The 16,551-nt window shown below is 56.9% G+C and carries 18 protein-coding genes; 10 read left to right on the forward strand and 8 right to left on the reverse strand.

Annotated features, from left to right (window positions below):
• The 10 genes from PV773_RS24680 to PV773_RS24725 all read left to right on the forward strand — a co-directional run.
• Nucleotides 1-742 (forward strand): RHS repeat-associated core domain-containing protein (locus PV773_RS24680; RefSeq protein ID WP_347968912.1); only part of this gene is annotated, 742 nt, incomplete at its 5' end.
• 1,056 nt (nucleotides 743-1,798) lie between these two features.
• Nucleotides 1,799-2,815 (forward strand): PilN domain-containing protein, encoded by a 1,017-nt coding sequence (locus PV773_RS24685; protein ID WP_347968913.1) that lies wholly within the window; start codon nucleotides 1,799-1,801, stop codon nucleotides 2,813-2,815.
• Nucleotides 2,812-3,411 (forward strand): type II secretion system protein GspM, encoded by a 600-nt coding sequence (gene gspM, locus PV773_RS24690; RefSeq protein WP_347968914.1) that lies wholly within the window; start codon nucleotides 2,812-2,814, stop codon nucleotides 3,409-3,411. The genes PV773_RS24685 and gspM overlap by 4 nt, the downstream gene beginning before the upstream one ends.
• Nucleotides 3,408-3,950 (forward strand): hypothetical protein, encoded by a 543-nt coding sequence (locus PV773_RS24695; RefSeq protein ID WP_347968915.1) that lies wholly within the window; start codon nucleotides 3,408-3,410, stop codon nucleotides 3,948-3,950. The genes gspM and PV773_RS24695 overlap by 4 nt, the downstream gene beginning before the upstream one ends.
• Nucleotides 3,940-4,830, forward strand: a complete 891-nt coding sequence (locus tag PV773_RS24700; RefSeq protein ID WP_347968916.1) for a hypothetical protein — start codon at nucleotides 3,940-3,942, stop codon at nucleotides 4,828-4,830. The genes PV773_RS24695 and PV773_RS24700 overlap by 11 nt, the downstream gene beginning before the upstream one ends.
• A complete protein-coding gene (locus PV773_RS24705; protein WP_347968917.1) occupies nucleotides 4,823-6,448 on the forward strand; it encodes a GspE/PulE family protein in 1,626 nt (541 codons plus the stop codon). Before PV773_RS24700 ends, PV773_RS24705 begins: the two co-directional genes overlap by 8 nt.
• A 2-nt stretch (nucleotides 6,449-6,450) precedes the next feature.
• Nucleotides 6,451-7,668 (forward strand): type II secretion system F family protein, encoded by a 1,218-nt coding sequence (locus tag PV773_RS24710; RefSeq protein WP_347968918.1) that lies wholly within the window; start codon nucleotides 6,451-6,453, stop codon nucleotides 7,666-7,668.
• Nucleotides 7,665-8,141: a GspH/FimT family pseudopilin gene (locus PV773_RS24715; RefSeq protein ID WP_347968919.1), complete on the forward strand. Its 477-nt coding sequence runs from the start codon at nucleotides 7,665-7,667 to the stop codon at nucleotides 8,139-8,141. Before PV773_RS24710 ends, PV773_RS24715 begins: the two co-directional genes overlap by 4 nt.
• Nucleotides 8,138-8,518 carry a type II secretion system protein gene (locus PV773_RS24720; RefSeq protein WP_347968920.1) on the forward strand — a complete coding sequence of 127 codons (381 nt, stop codon included), beginning with the start codon at nucleotides 8,138-8,140 and terminating at the stop codon, nucleotides 8,516-8,518. Before PV773_RS24715 ends, PV773_RS24720 begins: the two co-directional genes overlap by 4 nt.
• Nucleotides 8,515-9,183, forward strand: coding sequence for a hypothetical protein (locus tag PV773_RS24725; protein WP_347968921.1), 669 nt, complete (start codon nucleotides 8,515-8,517; stop codon nucleotides 9,181-9,183). Before PV773_RS24720 ends, PV773_RS24725 begins: the two co-directional genes overlap by 4 nt.
• Before the next feature lie 14 nt (nucleotides 9,184-9,197).
• On the opposite strand, the gene gspG is transcribed toward PV773_RS24725, so the two are convergent.
• The 8 genes from gspG to PV773_RS24765 all read right to left on the reverse strand — a co-directional run.
• Nucleotides 9,198-9,653, reverse strand: coding sequence for a type II secretion system major pseudopilin GspG (gene gspG / locus PV773_RS24730; RefSeq protein ID WP_347968922.1), 456 nt, complete (start codon nucleotides 9,651-9,653; stop codon nucleotides 9,198-9,200).
• Nucleotides 9,647-10,147: an A24 family peptidase gene (locus PV773_RS24735; RefSeq protein ID WP_347968929.1), complete on the reverse strand. Its 501-nt coding sequence runs from the start codon at nucleotides 10,145-10,147 to the stop codon at nucleotides 9,647-9,649. The genes gspG and PV773_RS24735 overlap by 7 nt, the downstream gene beginning before the upstream one ends.
• Entirely contained in the window at nucleotides 10,147-12,264 is a 2,118-nt protein-coding gene (gene gspD, locus PV773_RS24740) for a type II secretion system secretin GspD (protein ID WP_347968923.1), read from the reverse strand. The genes PV773_RS24735 and gspD overlap by 1 nt, the downstream gene beginning before the upstream one ends.
• Nucleotides 12,265-12,440: 176 nt before the next feature.
• Nucleotides 12,441-12,896: a hypothetical protein gene (locus PV773_RS24745; RefSeq protein WP_347968924.1), complete on the reverse strand. Its 456-nt coding sequence runs from the start codon at nucleotides 12,894-12,896 to the stop codon at nucleotides 12,441-12,443.
• 91 nt (nucleotides 12,897-12,987) lie between these two features.
• Complete coding sequence (locus PV773_RS24750) at nucleotides 12,988-13,224, reverse strand: hypothetical protein (protein ID WP_347968925.1); 237 nt, start codon at nucleotides 13,222-13,224, stop codon at nucleotides 12,988-12,990.
• Nucleotides 13,225-14,231: 1,007 nt separating this feature from the next.
• Nucleotides 14,232-14,903: a hypothetical protein gene (locus tag PV773_RS24755; RefSeq protein ID WP_347968926.1), complete on the reverse strand. Its 672-nt coding sequence runs from the start codon at nucleotides 14,901-14,903 to the stop codon at nucleotides 14,232-14,234.
• Nucleotides 14,904-15,306: 403 nt separating this feature from the next.
• Nucleotides 15,307-15,786, reverse strand: a complete 480-nt coding sequence (gene comJ, locus PV773_RS24760) for a competence protein ComJ (protein WP_347968927.1) — start codon at nucleotides 15,784-15,786, stop codon at nucleotides 15,307-15,309.
• A 2-nt stretch (nucleotides 15,787-15,788) separates the two neighbouring features.
• Nucleotides 15,789-16,551: RHS repeat-associated core domain-containing protein (locus tag PV773_RS24765; RefSeq protein WP_347968928.1), on the reverse strand; the 763-nt coding region annotated here is incomplete at its 5' end.

Genomic DNA, 16,551 nt, shown 5'->3' on the forward strand with positions numbered 1-16,551 from the left:
CGGCCTGCTCTACCTCAACGCCCGCTACATGGACCCCATCCTCGGCCGCTTCATCTCCCCCGACGACTGGGATCCAACACAGCCAGGCGTCGGCACCAACCGATACGCCTATGCCCAGAACGATCCCGTCAACAAGGCAGATCCAAATGGGCATAGCGTTGTTGGTGATTTCTTCCGCGAGGTCGGCAGGGCGCTTGATCGCATCGGTAGCGCTATCCGCGACCTCTTCGGTGGCAGTGACCGAGGGACGTCCACCAGAGTTGAAACGACTACATATCAGAGGAACTACGGGCAAAACGCGCTCCCGGTAGGACCCGGACCAAGAGGACTAGGAGGGCTCCTTGCTGGTGTCATGCCTGGAACCCCAACCAATAAGTTATTTACCCGTCAGGCAGAAGAAATTATCGATGCGCTAGTTAACAGGCCGCCCGATGAAATCATTCGCCTCCGTCATTATACGAGTAAAAGTTCTCTGGAGAAAATTCTGGACAGCAAGAAGATTATTGCACGAGACCAAAACAGAGTTTTTGCTACATTGGCTGGATCTGGAAAGCTTAGCCCGAGAGATGTCGAAAGTAAATTTGGATTGCAACGCGGACGAGGTGGCGCTTATATTGAATTCGACACTAGGCGCGGTGAATTCACGCCGCGATACAACTCAGACTTTGGCGTTACAGAGTGGACTCACAGAGGGGATTTTGATATAACTGATCGTAACTACGTTGGATATCTAAATAGGTGAGACAATGAAGAAGTACGAATTGTCGCCATCTGAATTCGCGATGCTTGCTGTTGCGTTCGATAAGATACATGCATTCTTTCACAATGAAAGAAATTTAGAAGAATTGATTTCATTCAGAAGCGAATACTACGAAATAATAAAAAGAATTAACTACCAGATTATTAGCCGAAAGATATCAGATTCGCAAATGGATGATATTTCGTGGGAGAACATATCTCCAGATGAGTCTATAGATGAGACGATCGAGAAGTATATAAGAATATTTACAAAATGAAGCGTGAAAATACAAATGTGGTTAATTCAAATATTGTTGATGCTGAACATATTGTATTTGTTTCATTGTGATGGAGCAATTTGTCCGCAAGGTTATGGCTGGAATTTGTAGGAAGTGCGGAGAAGTTGGGGAATATCATGAAATACTTTGAAGTATTTCAATCTGAGGTGCTTCCTACCAATGCTGTCATCCTAGTTGGAGTTGGCGGCAGGTCCAAGCGTTGTCACGAAGTCGTGGCGGCGCTCGTGACACGTTGCTGTGCTGGGTGCACATTGTACTGCCTGATTCATCTGTGGACAGTGTTGCAAGCGCGTCGGCAAACCGAGAAGAGTTTCCCGCGGGCCGTTAGACTTGTTTCGGTTGACGGGCGAATCGAGTGAAATGAGGCATCGAAACGTTCTCATAATAGGCACTGCGCTCGCCCTCAGTGGCTGCTCCCCGTCCGGCGGCGATTTCTTTTCCGAAACCGTTGAGAGCCTCCACGCCAAAAACTCCCCCCTGCGCGACACAAATCCGCAATCGCAGCCGCTGAGTTCCGCCAGCGGACAGGCGGCAAGATTCTCCGGCGCTCAATACAAGGGTTCCGGCAACTTCGTCTCCTACGGCGCTCCGATGGCCCGGGTGACCGGCAACAACGCCGGTCAATATGGACTTGATCTCGCGAATGCCGACACAGCCAAGGCGGAACGAAGCAAGGTTGAGCGAAGCCGATGGTCCTTTGCTATCGGCTTGCGTGTGAATAGGTTCGACGCAAAGTTTACATAAACAAAAGCGGACTGCCGATGGGCGCCGAGCAAGTCCAAGATCTCTTCGAATGGTGGACGACCGAGCTACGGGCGGTCGCGCGCCTTGGAACAAGGAACGCTAGCGAACTTAATGATGCAGGAACCTGCCTTCTCCGAACAGAAGATGTGGCCTCGGAATGTCTGCCGCCTGAGACAGGCGGTGGAGCGCATGTAATTGGCCATTCCGAGGCAGGCGCCTGGGAGAACTCCGCCAAGCGGCTGGTGATCGTCCTCAACCGAAATCAGTTGCTCACCCGTCGCCTGTCCAGTCAACGGCTTCCGCGGCATCAGGCAACTATGATGGCCGAACTGGATCTTCTTGGTGCTACGCCGTTCGAACTCTCGCAGGTTCACATCATTTTCGACGCTAGCAACGACAGCGGCTGCAGCTATCACATTGTGAAGCGCTCTACCTTCGCTCCTGTCGTCCATGCAGTGCGGAATGCAGGAATCGCAGTAAGCTCGTTGCGGTTGGAAACGAGCGACGGCATCAAGATCGCCGACTGCCACAGCCTCCGCGCGATTTTCCCACTCACCAAGAAGGAGCGCTTCCAAAGATCGATGTGGCGGCTGGCCGTGGCTATTCTGCTGGCTACGGCGTTCGGCACCTACGCCCACGCTTTGTGGCGGCTCGAGGCCGCCGACAATCAACTCGGCGCGCAAATAGCCGAAGCACAAGCTGCCGCCAAACAGGCCCGCATCCAATTGGCGCAACGCCAGGCCGCGCTGGAGCAGACTTCAAGGCTTCGGGACCAGAAACAAACATCGGCCTCGGTGGTGGAGACCTGGGCGGAACTGACCAAGGTCTTGCCGGACACTGCCTGGGTCACCGACCTTACGCTGAGGGCCGGCGAAGTGACCGTCAACGGCTACGCCCAGTCTGCGGCCGGTCTGATCGAGCCACTCGAAGCCTCGCCGCTGCTGGTTTCTCCCGATTTCGTGGCTCCCGTGGTGCGGGTGCCGGGTCAGGAAGGCGAGCGCTTTGTGATCAAGGCGAAGGTGGCAAGGCAGTGACGCTCACCACCCGAATCCTGAATGCGCCAGCGGCCGTGCGGCGAACGCTGGCCATCGCGATCGCAGCGCTTCTGGTCCTGATTGTGCTCTGGCTGATCTTGCTGGCTTTTGAGGTGCTTTACGCCGCAAGAGATGACGTTCAGGGCAAGAGAGAGACGCTCGGCCAACTGAACGCAATCATCGCGCTCGCAAAGAGCGTGCAGACTGAGCCGAAGTCTGAAGCTCCCAACTCACAGGACTTCCTGGCGGGCGAAAACGAGGCGATCGTCCGCAGCAACCTGCAGGCCAGGTTGAACAACGCGGCCCGAACCAGCGGTGCAGTGGTCATGTCGGCCGGAAACGCCCCGGCTCTGGTGGAAGACGGCATCACCTACCTCGGCGTCCGTGCCAATCTGACTGGGCCTTTCGAGGGGGTTCACAATACGATCCTCGAGCTGGAAACTACCCCGCCGCTTCTTTTTGTCCGGGAGGCGACAATCCGTAGGGTCACGGCCCAGCCCGCCAACGGTTCAAGTTCCGATTTGTTTGCCGAAGTCACGTTTTATGGCGCAATGCGGACTGATGCAGCGAGCTCAAATCAGGACACGAAACCATGAACTGGAAGGCGCTCGCCCTGATCGGGGTGTCAGCGGGCCTGATCGGCGCCTCGAACCTCTGGCTGTACAGCGTGCCAGTTGACATCACGCCGACGGCACCCGATCGCGGCCTTGCGCAGGCCGAGGCGACAATGGGCATTGGCTCGCCTGCTGCATCCTTCGAGTTTTCGGATATTGCAGAAACGTTCGAACGACCATTGTTCAACCCGGACCGAAAGCGCCACCAGCAAGCTGCCGTAGAACCCTTGGTCAAAGAAGCCCCGCCGCCTACGGACGGCAAACCCGCTGAGGTCGTGCAGCCAGCGCCGGCTCTGATTGGCGTCAGCATCGGGGAGCAACAGGCCAGCGCGCTGCTGAAATTCGAAGGCCAGGACCAGCCGCAATGGCTACGGATTGGCGATAGAGCTGGTGGTTGGGTTGTCTCAGACATCGGCAAGGATCAGGCCGTGCTGGAGCAAGACGGCCAAACGAGCAAGCTCATGCTCTACCCTTCTGGGCGGAACCTTTTGGTTCCGGGAGGAGCCGGTGTTGCCAACTGATCGCTACCGCGCCAGCAACGCCGGGTTTGCCTTGGTGGCGGTTGTGGGATTTCTCCTGGTCGCATCGGCCATAGTGGCGCCATTCGCGCTCGCGGCGAAAACAAGACTGATGATTGCCAGCAATAACCTCGAGCGCGAGAGGCTGTCGTTGATTGCAACTGGTCTCGTCAATGTCGTGGCTTCCAAGCTTGGCGATGAGAAGGGCAGTGCTCCCGTTGCGATCGACAATTTACCGAAAATGTGTCGCCTGGCGGATCTTGCGATCGAGTTGCAGGTGCAATCCCACGATGGGCTCATCGATCTGAATGCCGCAGACGTCGCTCTGTTGGACCTCGGACTCAAGGCTATCGGCTTGCCGGCAACGGAGGCTTCGGAGACCGCACGGTCAATCATTGCATTCAGAACGGGCTCTCGTGCTTTCTCCGAGATTTCGGATTCTCAAGCGCCGCCCCTCGTCGGCGGGCCAAAGCACGCGCCCTTCGAGTCTGTTTCCGAGCTCCATGACGTTCTGCCGGCAGGAATTGCGACGTCGCAGCTCTACGAAATCTTCACCGTCTACTCCAGGAGCGGAACGATCAGTCGTCCAAGCGCTTCCAGGCCGATACGAGACGAATTGCGCTCAAGCGGGAATGCGGTTGCCAACGCGATCACCGATAAGGCGGGCATTCCTGTCTACACCATCGCCATTTCGGTGAAGAACGCGCCAGGCCTGATGGCGAACGCGAACTACATCGTTGGTCCGGCTTTTGACGGGCGCTTGCAATTTTTGGCGCCCAGCCCGCCTCCATCGGCCCTATTCAGTGAAACGTCCCAGGTGGCATGCGAGCAGTTGTTTGGCGCCTCCGTTGCAAGCACGCTGTCGGAGTGGCGCAATGGATAGGCCAAAGAAGTCCGAGGATTTCCTAATCTTCTTGCAACAGGGCGGCACCCTAAGCGCCCCGTCGGCAAATCGCATCGCATCGGCTCTAAGCGCCTCCGGTCAGCCCTTCGATACGGTGGTCACAGAGCTCGGCTTGCTCCGGGATGAAGAGCTGGCAAAGCTGCTGAATGCGTTTCTTGAGAATCCTCCGGTCGACGAGGTGCCGCTCGAACAGGTATCGCAAGCCCGCGGCGACGTTTCGCTGAATTTTCTGAGAGAACAGGCCATCCTTCCGCTGGCAATCAATGATGTCGACGTGATGCTTGGCGTGGCGGACCCGTTTGCGACGCCAGCTATCGAAGCATTGGCATTCTACCTTGAGCGCACGGCATCCTTGCGCGCGATGCCTCGGCGCCTGATCCACGAACAGCTCGCACAGTTCGACTCAAGCTCGGAGGGTGCCACTCCGACGGATGGCGGAACACCGTTTGCGGTAGAGGAAGACCTTGAACGGCTTAAAGACTTTGCCAGCGAGGCACCAATAGTTCGCTTTGTCACAGAGACGATCACGCGGGCGGTCGACCAAGGTGCGACCGACATTCATATTGAGCCGTTCGATGATAGTCTCCGCATCCGCTACCGCCATGACGGGATGCTCACGACGGTCAACACCGTGCCTCTTTCGATGCTGGCGGGTGTTGCTACGCGTATTAAGATCCTGTCGCGCCTCAACATCGCAGAGCGACGCCTGCCGCAAGACGGACGAATGCGCATTCCGGTCCGAGGAAGAGACGTTGACCTTCGTGTTTCGGTCGTCCCTTCGGTTCACGGCGAGACGATTGTGCTCCGCATTCTCGACCGAGCCACGATCGAGCTGAAGCTCGACAAGCTCGGCTTTGACATGCATGCGCAGCAAATCGTTGCCGGAATGGCACAAGCGGCAAATGGAATCGTGCTGGTTACTGGACCGACCGGCAGCGGCAAAACGACGACCCTGTATTCTGTGCTGAGCGAGTATTCCAGACCGGACCGAAAGGTATTCACCGTCGAAGACCCGGTCGAATACAGGCTCAATGGCATCACCCAGCTTCAAGTCGATCCCGCGATAGATCTCGATTTCGCCACCGCCCTGCGCTCGGTTCTCCGGCAAGATCCCGACACCATCTTGATCGGGGAAATCCGAGATCGCGAGACGGCGCAGATCGCGATCCAGGCGGCATTGACTGGACATCTGGTGCTCTCGACCTTGCACACGAATAGCGCCACGGGCGCTTTGACGCGTTTGAGGGACATGGGGATTGAGGGGTATCTCCTGGGTTCGACGATAAGGGGGGTCATCGCGCAGCGCCTCCTGCGGCGCCTCTGCAACGAATGCCATGGTGCGGCCCTCAAACAGAACAGAGATTGCCCGAGATGCACTGGTTCAGGCTATCGGGGCCGTACAGTGACATACGAGCTGCTTCGCGTATCCGCCGACATGGCTGCCCTGATCGACGCCGGCGGCAGCGAGGCCGAGATTGCGAAAGCAGCAATTCTTGGCGGGATGGTGCCGATGCACGAGCATGCGATGTCGCTCGTCAGCGACAACATCACGACCATAGACGAAGTCTCGCGGGTCTTGGACTATGGTGGGGACTAGCAATGCCGACGTTCCAATATCGCGCATATTTGACCGACGGCAGCACTGAAACAGGCGTTCTCGAAGCCAGCTCGAAACAGGAGGCGGCTCGGACCCTCAGTAGGCAGGGGCGACGCACCTATCATCTCGAGCAAGCGCGCGCGGACCAAAGAACCGGGTCGGCGTTCTTCTTTCACTTCGCCTGGGGGGCATCCCCAATCAGACCCGAGCGGCTCTTCGCCGATCTGTCGATGTTGCTCAATGCAGGCTTCACCATCGACCGGGCCGTGGCCGCCATTGCCGCGGGCGAGACCAGCGCAACGAGAAAATCGCAGCTGGAGTCGGTTCATGACCTGATTGCCCGTGGCCGTTCGTCAGCCGAAGCCTTCGCCACACTGCCTGGCTTATCGCCTACGACGATAGCCTTGATCGCGAGCGGAGAGCGCAGCGGCAGACTTGCGGCCGTTTGCGAGCGACTGGCAGCGTCCTATTCGACCACGGCAAAACGTAAGGCCGCAATCATCGAAGCCCTTACCTATCCGTTCTTCCTGATGTTCGTGATGTTTGGAGCATTGTTCGTTCTGGCGACTGTACTGGTTCCCGCGTTGGAACCGATATTTGAGGGGGCAGGTGCGGCAAAGCCGGCCGTCATGTCGATGCTGGCCACCCTGCGCCGGATTATCCTGGACTATCCGGTAGTCTTTCCGATGACCGGATTGTTGTGCATTGGCGCCTACGTGGCCTTCTCTCGGTCGAATTCGGCTCGCGCCTTCGGGGTAGATCTCGTTGCAAGGACCCCCTTGGTCGGCACCCTGATCATACGAGCCTCTGTTGCCCGCTACCTCGAAGTTCTGTCGCTTCTGCTGGCAAATGGCGTGACCATGCTCGATGCGCTCAAGCTCTCCGGCAGCACCGCCAGACTGCCCATGTTGCGACAGGTCTTCTCGGAGATCAGCGAGAGTATCGCGGTTGGCTCGAAGCTCAACGAGGCTTTTGCAGGCCATTCCGTGTTCGAGAAGACGACAGTTTCATTGGTCGCCATCGGCGAGGAAGCGAACGCGCTGCCGTCCGTGCTCGAGCGCGCTTCGCAAATGCTCCATGCCCAAGTATCGGCACAGATCGATGGGTTGCTGAAACTCATGACGCCCGCCCTGACGATCTTGCTGGGGCTCATGGTTGGCAGCCTGGTTGTGTCTGTGATGACGACAATTCTGAACATGAATGAGCTGGCTCTCCGATGACGGCCAGCGACGCAGGAGCTTCGGAGTTGCACGATGCGGCCGGCTTCACGCTGCTGGAGATGGTGGTCGCCCTGCTGATCCTCGCGCTCGTTGCGACCGCAGCCTTGCCAGCGCTTCAGACCAGATCGCGTGCGCCGAGTATCGATGCGATTTCCAGGGAACTGGTCGCCCGATTTCAGATGACGAGAACATTGGCGATCACGCGCGCCTCTGAGCAACGGGTGTCGCTTGTGCCCGCCAAGAACCAGGTGCGTTTCGGGGATGGGTCAACAATCGAAATTCCCCAAGGGGTGGAAATGACTGTCGTGACCGGGAAGACCACGATTCTGGCGGGTCAGGAAGCCGTGCTCACATTCTTGCCTAACGGGAGTACTTCAGGACTCGACCTCTATCTTCGGCGCGATCGCGAGCGCCTGCGCATCAGCGTCAACTGGTTGAGTGGTTTGCCTTCCAGAAGCTGGGACATCGAATGATGCGGACGCATGCACCCGGCGACGAAGGGTTCACCATTCTGGAGATGATCGTCGCATTCATGATCCTGGCGCTGGCTATGGGTTTGATTGGCCAGTCGATTGTACTCTCCCGTCGCGCAATGGTCGCAGCCGAGACCGAACAGCGATCGATAAGGGAGCTGCGAGGCATCCTGGCGAACTTACAAGCCGGCGACATTTCACTGGAGGCCGGCTCCGATGAATTCGGTGATCGTTGGAAGATCGAGAAACGCCTGGTCGATACCGACGGCAGCGCACTGGTTGCACTCAAGATCACGCCGAACGTCGGAGACGGCAGGCCTGGTCGGTCGGGCTTTGTCACCTTCATGCAAGCCGACCCCAGGGCCTCGCTCAAATGACGCGCAGATCATCGCGCAACTCCCGCTCTAAGGCCCAGTGCCAAACAAGCGTTGAAGGCTTTGCCCTCGTCGACACGCTTGTTGCCTTGGCGCTGACTGGCGTGATCGCATCGCTGATGATCGTCTTCCTCGGACAGGCTCGGTCAATCATGAGGATTACCAAGGACAACGAGACCCAGATCGAGGTCGAAAATGCTGCCGCCTTCCTGGAAAACCTGATCGCTGCGGCCGAACCCTTCCCTCTGACGATTTCGGACAATCGCGTTTTCCTGTCAGGTGATCGTGACAGCCTGCAGCTTGTCGGCATTCAGCCCACCGCTTTCGGCTCATCTGCACTGAGACAGATCACGCTTGCCGTCCAACCCAACAAGGATGGGGATCCGGCACGCGATTTGGTGCTTCAGCTTGTTCCAAGAAGGGCGGGCAACGCGCAGGAACGGCAAGATGCCGAGACCGTCGAGTTGCTTCCGGGCCCTACCAATATCGCAATCGAGTACCTCGGCGCCGGACCGAGGTCGAAATGGGCAAACGAGTGGACGGTTCCAAGGCAGCTTCCTGTAGCCATTCGGTTTACCCTCTCGGTGAACAGGAGCGGCGCTGAATACAGGGCGACGGGATTTGCCCGTCTCGTGTTCGCATCTTCGTTGGACGTGCAACCGAACTGATGGAGGCTCTCAGCTCAGTTGGTGAGATCCTGATCCTCGCCTGTGCCTCCCCCGCTGCCATCCCTGCCGAGGGTTCGAACCTTGACAGCGCTGCCATCAGCGCTGAGTTCGTACTGATAGGGCTTTCCCCACGGGTCATCCAAACCGCCCGAACCTTTTAGATACGGACCGGTCCACCCAGTTGCCCCCTTTGGGGCGATCATCAGTGCCGACAGGCCCTCGTCGGTTGTGGGGTAGCGCGCGTTGTCGATGTAGTAGAGTTCAAGAGCGCTCTCTACATTGCGGATCTGGGCCTTGGCGGCATTTGTCTTGGCAGAGCCGAGATAGCGCAGCACCTGTGGTGTGGCCAGGGTTGCGACAAGGGCGATAATCGCCAAAACCACGAGAAGTTCAACGAGGGTAAAACCTTCGATGTGAGCTTCGTGTTGTCGCCGGGCTCGCCGTGCGATCGCTGCCTCGGTTCTCACCATCCGATCGGGTCCCCACTCCAGAATACGAAATTCTCGAGCGTCCAAACGCTTGCCAGCCCTATGGCCAGGAATGGCCCAAAAGGTATTCTGGTGCCCATGTTCGACGGGCCGGTCCCGGCAAGCCTGAGGCCGGCAAAAACAAGCGCGCTGGCGCTCGCCACAAACAGCAGGACGGGCAACAGCAGCGGATTGACCCAGACGGCCGCGGCCGCGGCCATCTTCACATCGCCCATCCCCAGGCCTGTCGCACTTCTCAGCCGGCTGTGCGCCTCGCGCAACAGCCAGAACAGCAAGCCAAAACCCGCAGCCGCCAGCAGATGCTCTGGCAAATTGTCGGGGCGGGCTATCAGCAGAAAGCACGCGCCTGACAACCCCAATGCCAGGTTCAACCCGTTGGGAATGACCATCCGGCGAAAGTCGACAATTGTGATGGCGGCCAACAAGCCTGCCAGAACCAGCGAAGCTGCGACGACCGCCCACCCGTCGCCGGCCATCAATACGCCAGCCTCTTCAAATCCTGCTCCGTTCGTGTCGCCCCGCCGCGTCTTTTCTGGATAGGCGTCTTCAGGCTGAGCATTCCCCGGAACTCGTCGGTCACGGCCCGCGCCTCGGGTATGTTGCGGACCACGCGGGGTCGAATGAAAACGATCAGTTCCGTGCGGGTGATGCTGTCGGTCTTGTTCTTGAAGGCGTTGCCCAGGATCGGAATGTCACCGAGTAGCGGGACCTGGCCTCTCGACACATTGTTCCGCTCCTGGATCAGGCCACCCAAAGCAAGGCTTTCGCCGTCATTGACCAAAACCTTGGTGTCGATCTTGCGCTGCTGGATCGTCGGCGAATCTATGCCCGAGGTGGTTGTCTTGACGACGTTGCTGACCTCCTGGGAGATATCCAGCATGACCCGCCCGGCGTTGTTGATCCGCGGTGTAACCGAAAGGATGACGCCGGTGTCCTTCATCTGAACCGAGTTGACGATCGGCGCGTTGGGATTGGCGGTCCCGATGGCTTGCTGCGTGATGATCGGGACCTGGTCGCCAATCTGCAGGACGGCTTTCTGGTTGTTCAGGGCCATGAGCGTCGGCGCAGAGATGACATTCACATCGGTCACGCTCGACAGCGCGTTGAGCGTCACCTGGATGTTGTCGGTGGCATAGCTCCACGCAAAGCCTGGAAACGCCGCACCGGTGAAACCGCTTGCGACATCCGAAAGCGAAACCTTGAAGCCGTTGCTTTCGAAGAACCAGCGCATGCCAAACTTCAGTTCGTCGTTCAGCGCGACCTCCGCGATCACCGCCTCCAGCATGACCTGCGTCGGCAGCACGTCCACGCGCGCCAGGATCTGTTCGATCCGCTCGTAGGTTCGCGCGGTGGTCTGGATGAGCAGGGCATTGTTTTCGACATCGGCCACGACCTTCGGGGCGGGCTCGCCATTGGGCGAAATCTCCATGTCGGACGAAAGCCCCGTCAGCGGCAGCGGCGTCACACCATCGGAGGCGAGCGCCACCGGGGTCATCTCGGGCGAAAGGCTGCTGCCACCCTCGATCGTCTTCTTGCCGCGCGAGGAGCCGAGCACGGCGGTGAGCACGTCTGCCAGTTCCTTCGCCGGGCGGTTCTGGATCTGATAGACGAAGAGCTGGTCTTCGTTGGTCTGGGCAAGTTTGTCGAGCTTGGCGATCCAGCTTGCGGCGCGGCTGAGATAGGCGGGCCGCGATGTGATTACCAGAACGGCATTGAGCCGCTCGTTGGGAATGAACTTGATGAGGTTGGCCCCGGGGCCGCCATTGGTTCCGAAGATCGACTCCAGCTCGCTGGCCACCGCGCTTGGTTTGGACGTCTTGAGGGGATGCAGCGCAACCGACATGCCTCGCATCCAGTCGACGTCGAAGACCGAAATGGCTTCCCGGATCGCATTGAGGTCGGCGTTGTTGCCGGCGACCGTAATCAGATTGCGCGTCGGATCCACCCGAAGCACGGATCCTTGCCGCGTGATCGGCTCGAGGATGGTCTTCATTTCTTCGGCGGCGATGTATTGGAGCTCGATCACCTGGACTTTGACGCCGGGCCCGGCAGGCGACACCGACGGCACGCTGACCGCTGGCGTGCTGGACAGCGTCTCGGAGAGCGGCACGATCTGATACGTGCCCGCACGCCGAACGATGCCGGCGCCGTTCACGGCCAGAGCCGATTCCAGGATATCGACAAGGACTTCCTGCGAGACAGGCTTCGAGGTCTGAAGCGTGACTGTTCCCTGGACACGCGGGTCGACCACATAGTTGGCCTGCAGAGCATCGCCGAGGACCGCCTTGGCCGCGTCCGCAACAGGCGCGTTCACCAGATTGAGTTCGTATTGCCCGGCGTTGTTGCCGGTTACTCGCGCCATCGGAGCGCCGTAGGAGACAAAGTTGCCGGAGCCCTTGTATTGAGCGCCGGAGAATTTTGCCGCCTGTCCGCCTGCGGAACTCAGCGACTGCGATTGCGGATTTGTGTTGCGCAGGGGCGAGTTTTTGGCATGGAGGCTATCAACGGTTTCGGAAAAGAAGTCACCACCCGACAAAGAGCAGCCCGAGATGACAAGAGCGGCGGATATAGCTATTATGTTGTAATTCCGCATCCGGACAACTCGATTCCCGTGCAGAATCAAGTCTATTCAATAGCTGAATCCATTTCTTGCTCTTGAAGGCTCTTCCGGCGCATTATCCACAACTCAAATTGACTATGCGACTTTTTGGTCTTACGGCCAAGCGATCTGATCGTAGCCAGTATATGAATGTGTCTTGTCGAGGAGCGCTATGGCGCTTCAAAAAACCTTATTGCTTCCCTTCTTATTAGGCCGGCATTGCTAAGATCACCGGCCTCCATAGTCCTGCGAAGACCAGCCTCGCTCGTTAGTTCGCGAATCTTTACGCCTATGTCTCCATGAATGTACGAGACAAGGCGATCTAAAGCATCCGGTTGGCGGTTGTCTGACATATCCCCAGATGTCAGTAGAGTCTCTCTAAGATTTGGAAAAAGCCTCTCCATTCTAAAGTGCATATGGGATTTCTCAATCATTCCCGGGAATTGGCCCCCGAGTGCGTGAATCCAAAATCCGACACTGACAAACCATTGATTCCCAAACCCCTTCCCGAAGCCAATAAGCGTGGATATCTCTTCGCCATCCAAGCGCAGCACTTCACCCGCTTTCACAAATCCAACAGACAACAACGAGTCTTCGATACTCTTCCTGAACCTGCGCTGCTTCATCGCCAGTCTGTCCTGCATACAGCGACCACCATAACGACAATGAATAAAATGAGACAACAATGGCCTACATTTTAGTATAACATGAAGACAATCAAATATCTTCCGCATCTGCCGTCCAGCCCGACTCAATCCGCTCTATCAGCAGGGTATCATTCCAAATTCCACGGATTGGAAACGACCGTTGCTCACGGCTTAATTCATTCACCTTCCATTCATTCTCTCCGTCCCAGAGCCACCAGACGCGGACCTTCTTGGTCCGGCGATTGACAATGCCTGCTCGAAAGGTCGGGAATTCTTTGGCCGCAGCGGGAACAATCTCGTTGGCCACAATTGACACAATCTGCTGTTTGAGAGCCTCTCTCAGCGGAAAGAAGCAAATGAACGCGGGCGATTCACTATGAATAAAGTCGAATATTTGCTTTTTATCTATGTAAATTTGCTATATACACACAGCAACTCCCCGTACTGTTTATCAGTGCTGGTGTATTGTGCATAGGAAAATCCTTTTTTTGTTTTAATTTCAATTACGTCACCAATTCGTAGCTTTGTCATATTATTTAGAACCCTGGGTGGCCCGCCCGCTTTATTATATCCACGCCATGGCTCAGCGCATTGCCATAAACCGGATTCTGTTACGCTACGCTATTGATCTTGTTCATCAATGTACAATCGGGCGCACGTAGTGTTATATTTCAACAGATTACGCTCGCTCAAAAATTAGTCCGGTCATTGCGTTAGATTCGTAAATCTCAATTAAATTTATAGATAAAATCAACTCGTATTTGCATGCGTCTCGTCAACGCCATCGGTCCCCAGGGTGCTCAGACCAAGCTTGATCGGGTCGGATTGACATAGTCGAGGCCAGATTGCTCGAATCTATCTTCTAAGGCGTCAAGTCCATGCTGGACTTTAAATTTGACTTCATTCGCTGTGACTGGAATCAGCCAATAGAATGCAACTAAATGCCCACCGATGTTGCCAAGTTCGAGTGGGGGACCATCTAGGTATGGTCGTGATATTAATCCATGGTCACATTTGGACCCCCCAAGCCAAGGCCTCCCAAAATATACCGAATGCCCGACACCTAGCGTCGAGCCGGTCCTGTGGAAATGGGCGGTAGCGACCAATATCTCGACGATCTCCTCAGTTTCCCATGGGCTAAACATATGCAATTCTACCGGGCTTCGGTCACTAAGTCTGGACATACCACAAGTGGCATAAGTCCACATATTGCGCCCAACGTGAGGCGAATATTTTACAATTGCGAAATTGGATGGAAGCTCATGTATCGGCCCAGCCGCAAATGGGCAAATCGCTGGATCTCCCCCCCAGAATTCACTGTAATGGCCAATAATCCTGTCGCGCCATTTCATAGTCCATGTTCCTTTTTTTCTGACGCGAGTAGACGGCCATCTTTCCTCCCTGCGAATTCGACTCACTACGCGGCTGGGGGCTCATGCGATTTCGGTCCGCAGCACTGGCTGCTCTTTGCGCCGGGGTCAAATTCCGGCCAGGCGCTTCGCCAATCGCCGGGTCGCCGTCAAAGTATCGTTGTACAAAGGGAGCCTTGTGATCAACCACTTCACCCGGCTTTACTCCCAGAGCTTTTCGATCTGCGGCGGCGGCAGCTTGTGCTTCGGCCATTTGCGCGCCGAGTTGATCGTCGGCGGCCTCGAGCCGCCACAATGCGTGGGTGTAGGTGCCGAACGCCGTAGCCAGCAGGATAGCGATGGCCCGCCGCCACATCGATCTTTGGAAGCGCTCCTTCTTGGTGAGCGGGAAAATCGCGCGAAGGCTGTGGCGGTCGGCGATCTTGATGCCGTCGTTCGTTTCCAACCGCAACGAGCTGACTGCAACCCCTGCTTTCCGCACTGCATCGACGAGAGGAGCGAGGGTGGAGCGTTTCACAATGTGATAGCTGCAGCCGCCGTTGCTTGTGGCAAATATGACGTGGACCTGTGACGCATCGAACGGCGTAGCACCAAGAAGATCCAGTTCGGCCATCATAGTTGCCTGATGCCGCGGAAGCCGTTGGGTGGACAGGCGACGGGTGAGCACCACCTTTCTGTCGAGTGTCAGGACTAAATTCTTTCGACTGCTTGTCGAATTCCACGTCGGACCACCACGAGTCGCCGACGTCGATTCAATTAACCCGCAAGGTGCCGTTGGCCTTTGATCAATGACTCCTGCAACACTGAGGCGAACTCCGTAGGTCTCACTGCTATCAACTGCGCTGACGCCAACCCGCTTCCAGAACTCGGAACTGTTCCGTAGCTCGTCCACCCACCATCTGACGAGGTCGCCAGTTTGACCAAGCAACGTCGTATGCTCCTTCTCTGCCATGAGATGCAGCGGAGTTAACTTCGGTAGCCACCGTCGAGTGCAACGAGAGGCTGACGCCGCCCACATTTCAGCTCGGAGCGGCTTTTGCGGTAGTTAGCAACGGACCATTTATCGACAGGGCTTCATCTGCAAGCATCACCGCAAAGCGCTGCTTATCCTTTCGCGAGAACGTAAATTTCGCCTGGTGGCCAGACGGGTGGCCTGGCCTAATGAACTCACAGCGCAAGAGAAAACCGCCTGCCTCAATCGAAAACGGAGCAGTGTCGGCGATGCTAGCAACCTCGATCTCACCGCGCGGCGGAACATCGAATGGAACTTCAATAGCACGTACTGTCTCAGGTTCCAGGGGACCCGCATGATCCACAACTTCAATTGCTATGCAATAGTGCCCATCGTCACCCACTGTGCGAAAGGAAACGCTTCCAGGTCGCCAGGCAAAACCTTGCGCGACGTGCTGCTCGGTCCAGTCGTTAAACGGTTGGCTCAGCGAGGGGTCGAAGATTGCTATTTGGCCATAGGAAACTTCGAGTTGGATCACTGTGGACATCACTAGTCTCCAATCTTGATGCGGACCTTGGTTCCATCAGGCAGGCCACGGCAAGCATTACCGATACATGCACCCGCGGACATGTTGTCGCGCGGATCTATTGCACGGACGCTAGCCCCAGTGCCACCTTCTCTGAACATTGCGGGTGGATATTCATCGAGCTGCTTGCCTACAATTTTGTTCAGATCCCCGATGGATTCTTTCCGATTTGTAGCTGCGAGTGTGCGATCTATGGTTAGTATGTCTGGCCTACCTGACCTAATTGCATCAGCGGCGTGTTGTGCGGCTTCCCCATGGAGTGTCCGAGAGAGCGTTATTTCCTTTCCAATTTTCATTCCCTTTGCGGCGGCGTCCCCGAGCCCTGGGAGCACTCCAACAACGGCTACACCCACATTGAGGAGGCTTGGCTCGCTGATCGCCTCCGCAATTGCCTTCACGTCGGAAACGAGAGGAGTGACATCGGCGATTCCGCCGAGTAAGGCCTTCGCGTCATCCCAGTTTTTTTCTTGGATCTTCTCATCTTTGCTATACGCGGATTCTAGCCGCGTATTGTAGCCTCGTCGTTCAGCATCCGTTTTGTCGCCGATGGGATCAGCCTTGTCCTGGATGGCATGCCCGTTTGGATCTGCCTTGTTGACGGGATCGTTCTGGGCGTAGGCGTATCGGTTCGTGCCGACGCCTGGCTGGGTGGGATCCCAGTCGTCTGGGGAGATGAAGCGGCCGAGGATGGGGTCCATGTAGCGGGCGTTGAGGTAGAGCAGGCCC

The organism is Mesorhizobium sp. CC13 (assembly GCF_039907765.1).
Classification (GTDB): domain Bacteria; phylum Pseudomonadota; class Alphaproteobacteria; order Rhizobiales; family Rhizobiaceae; genus Aminobacter.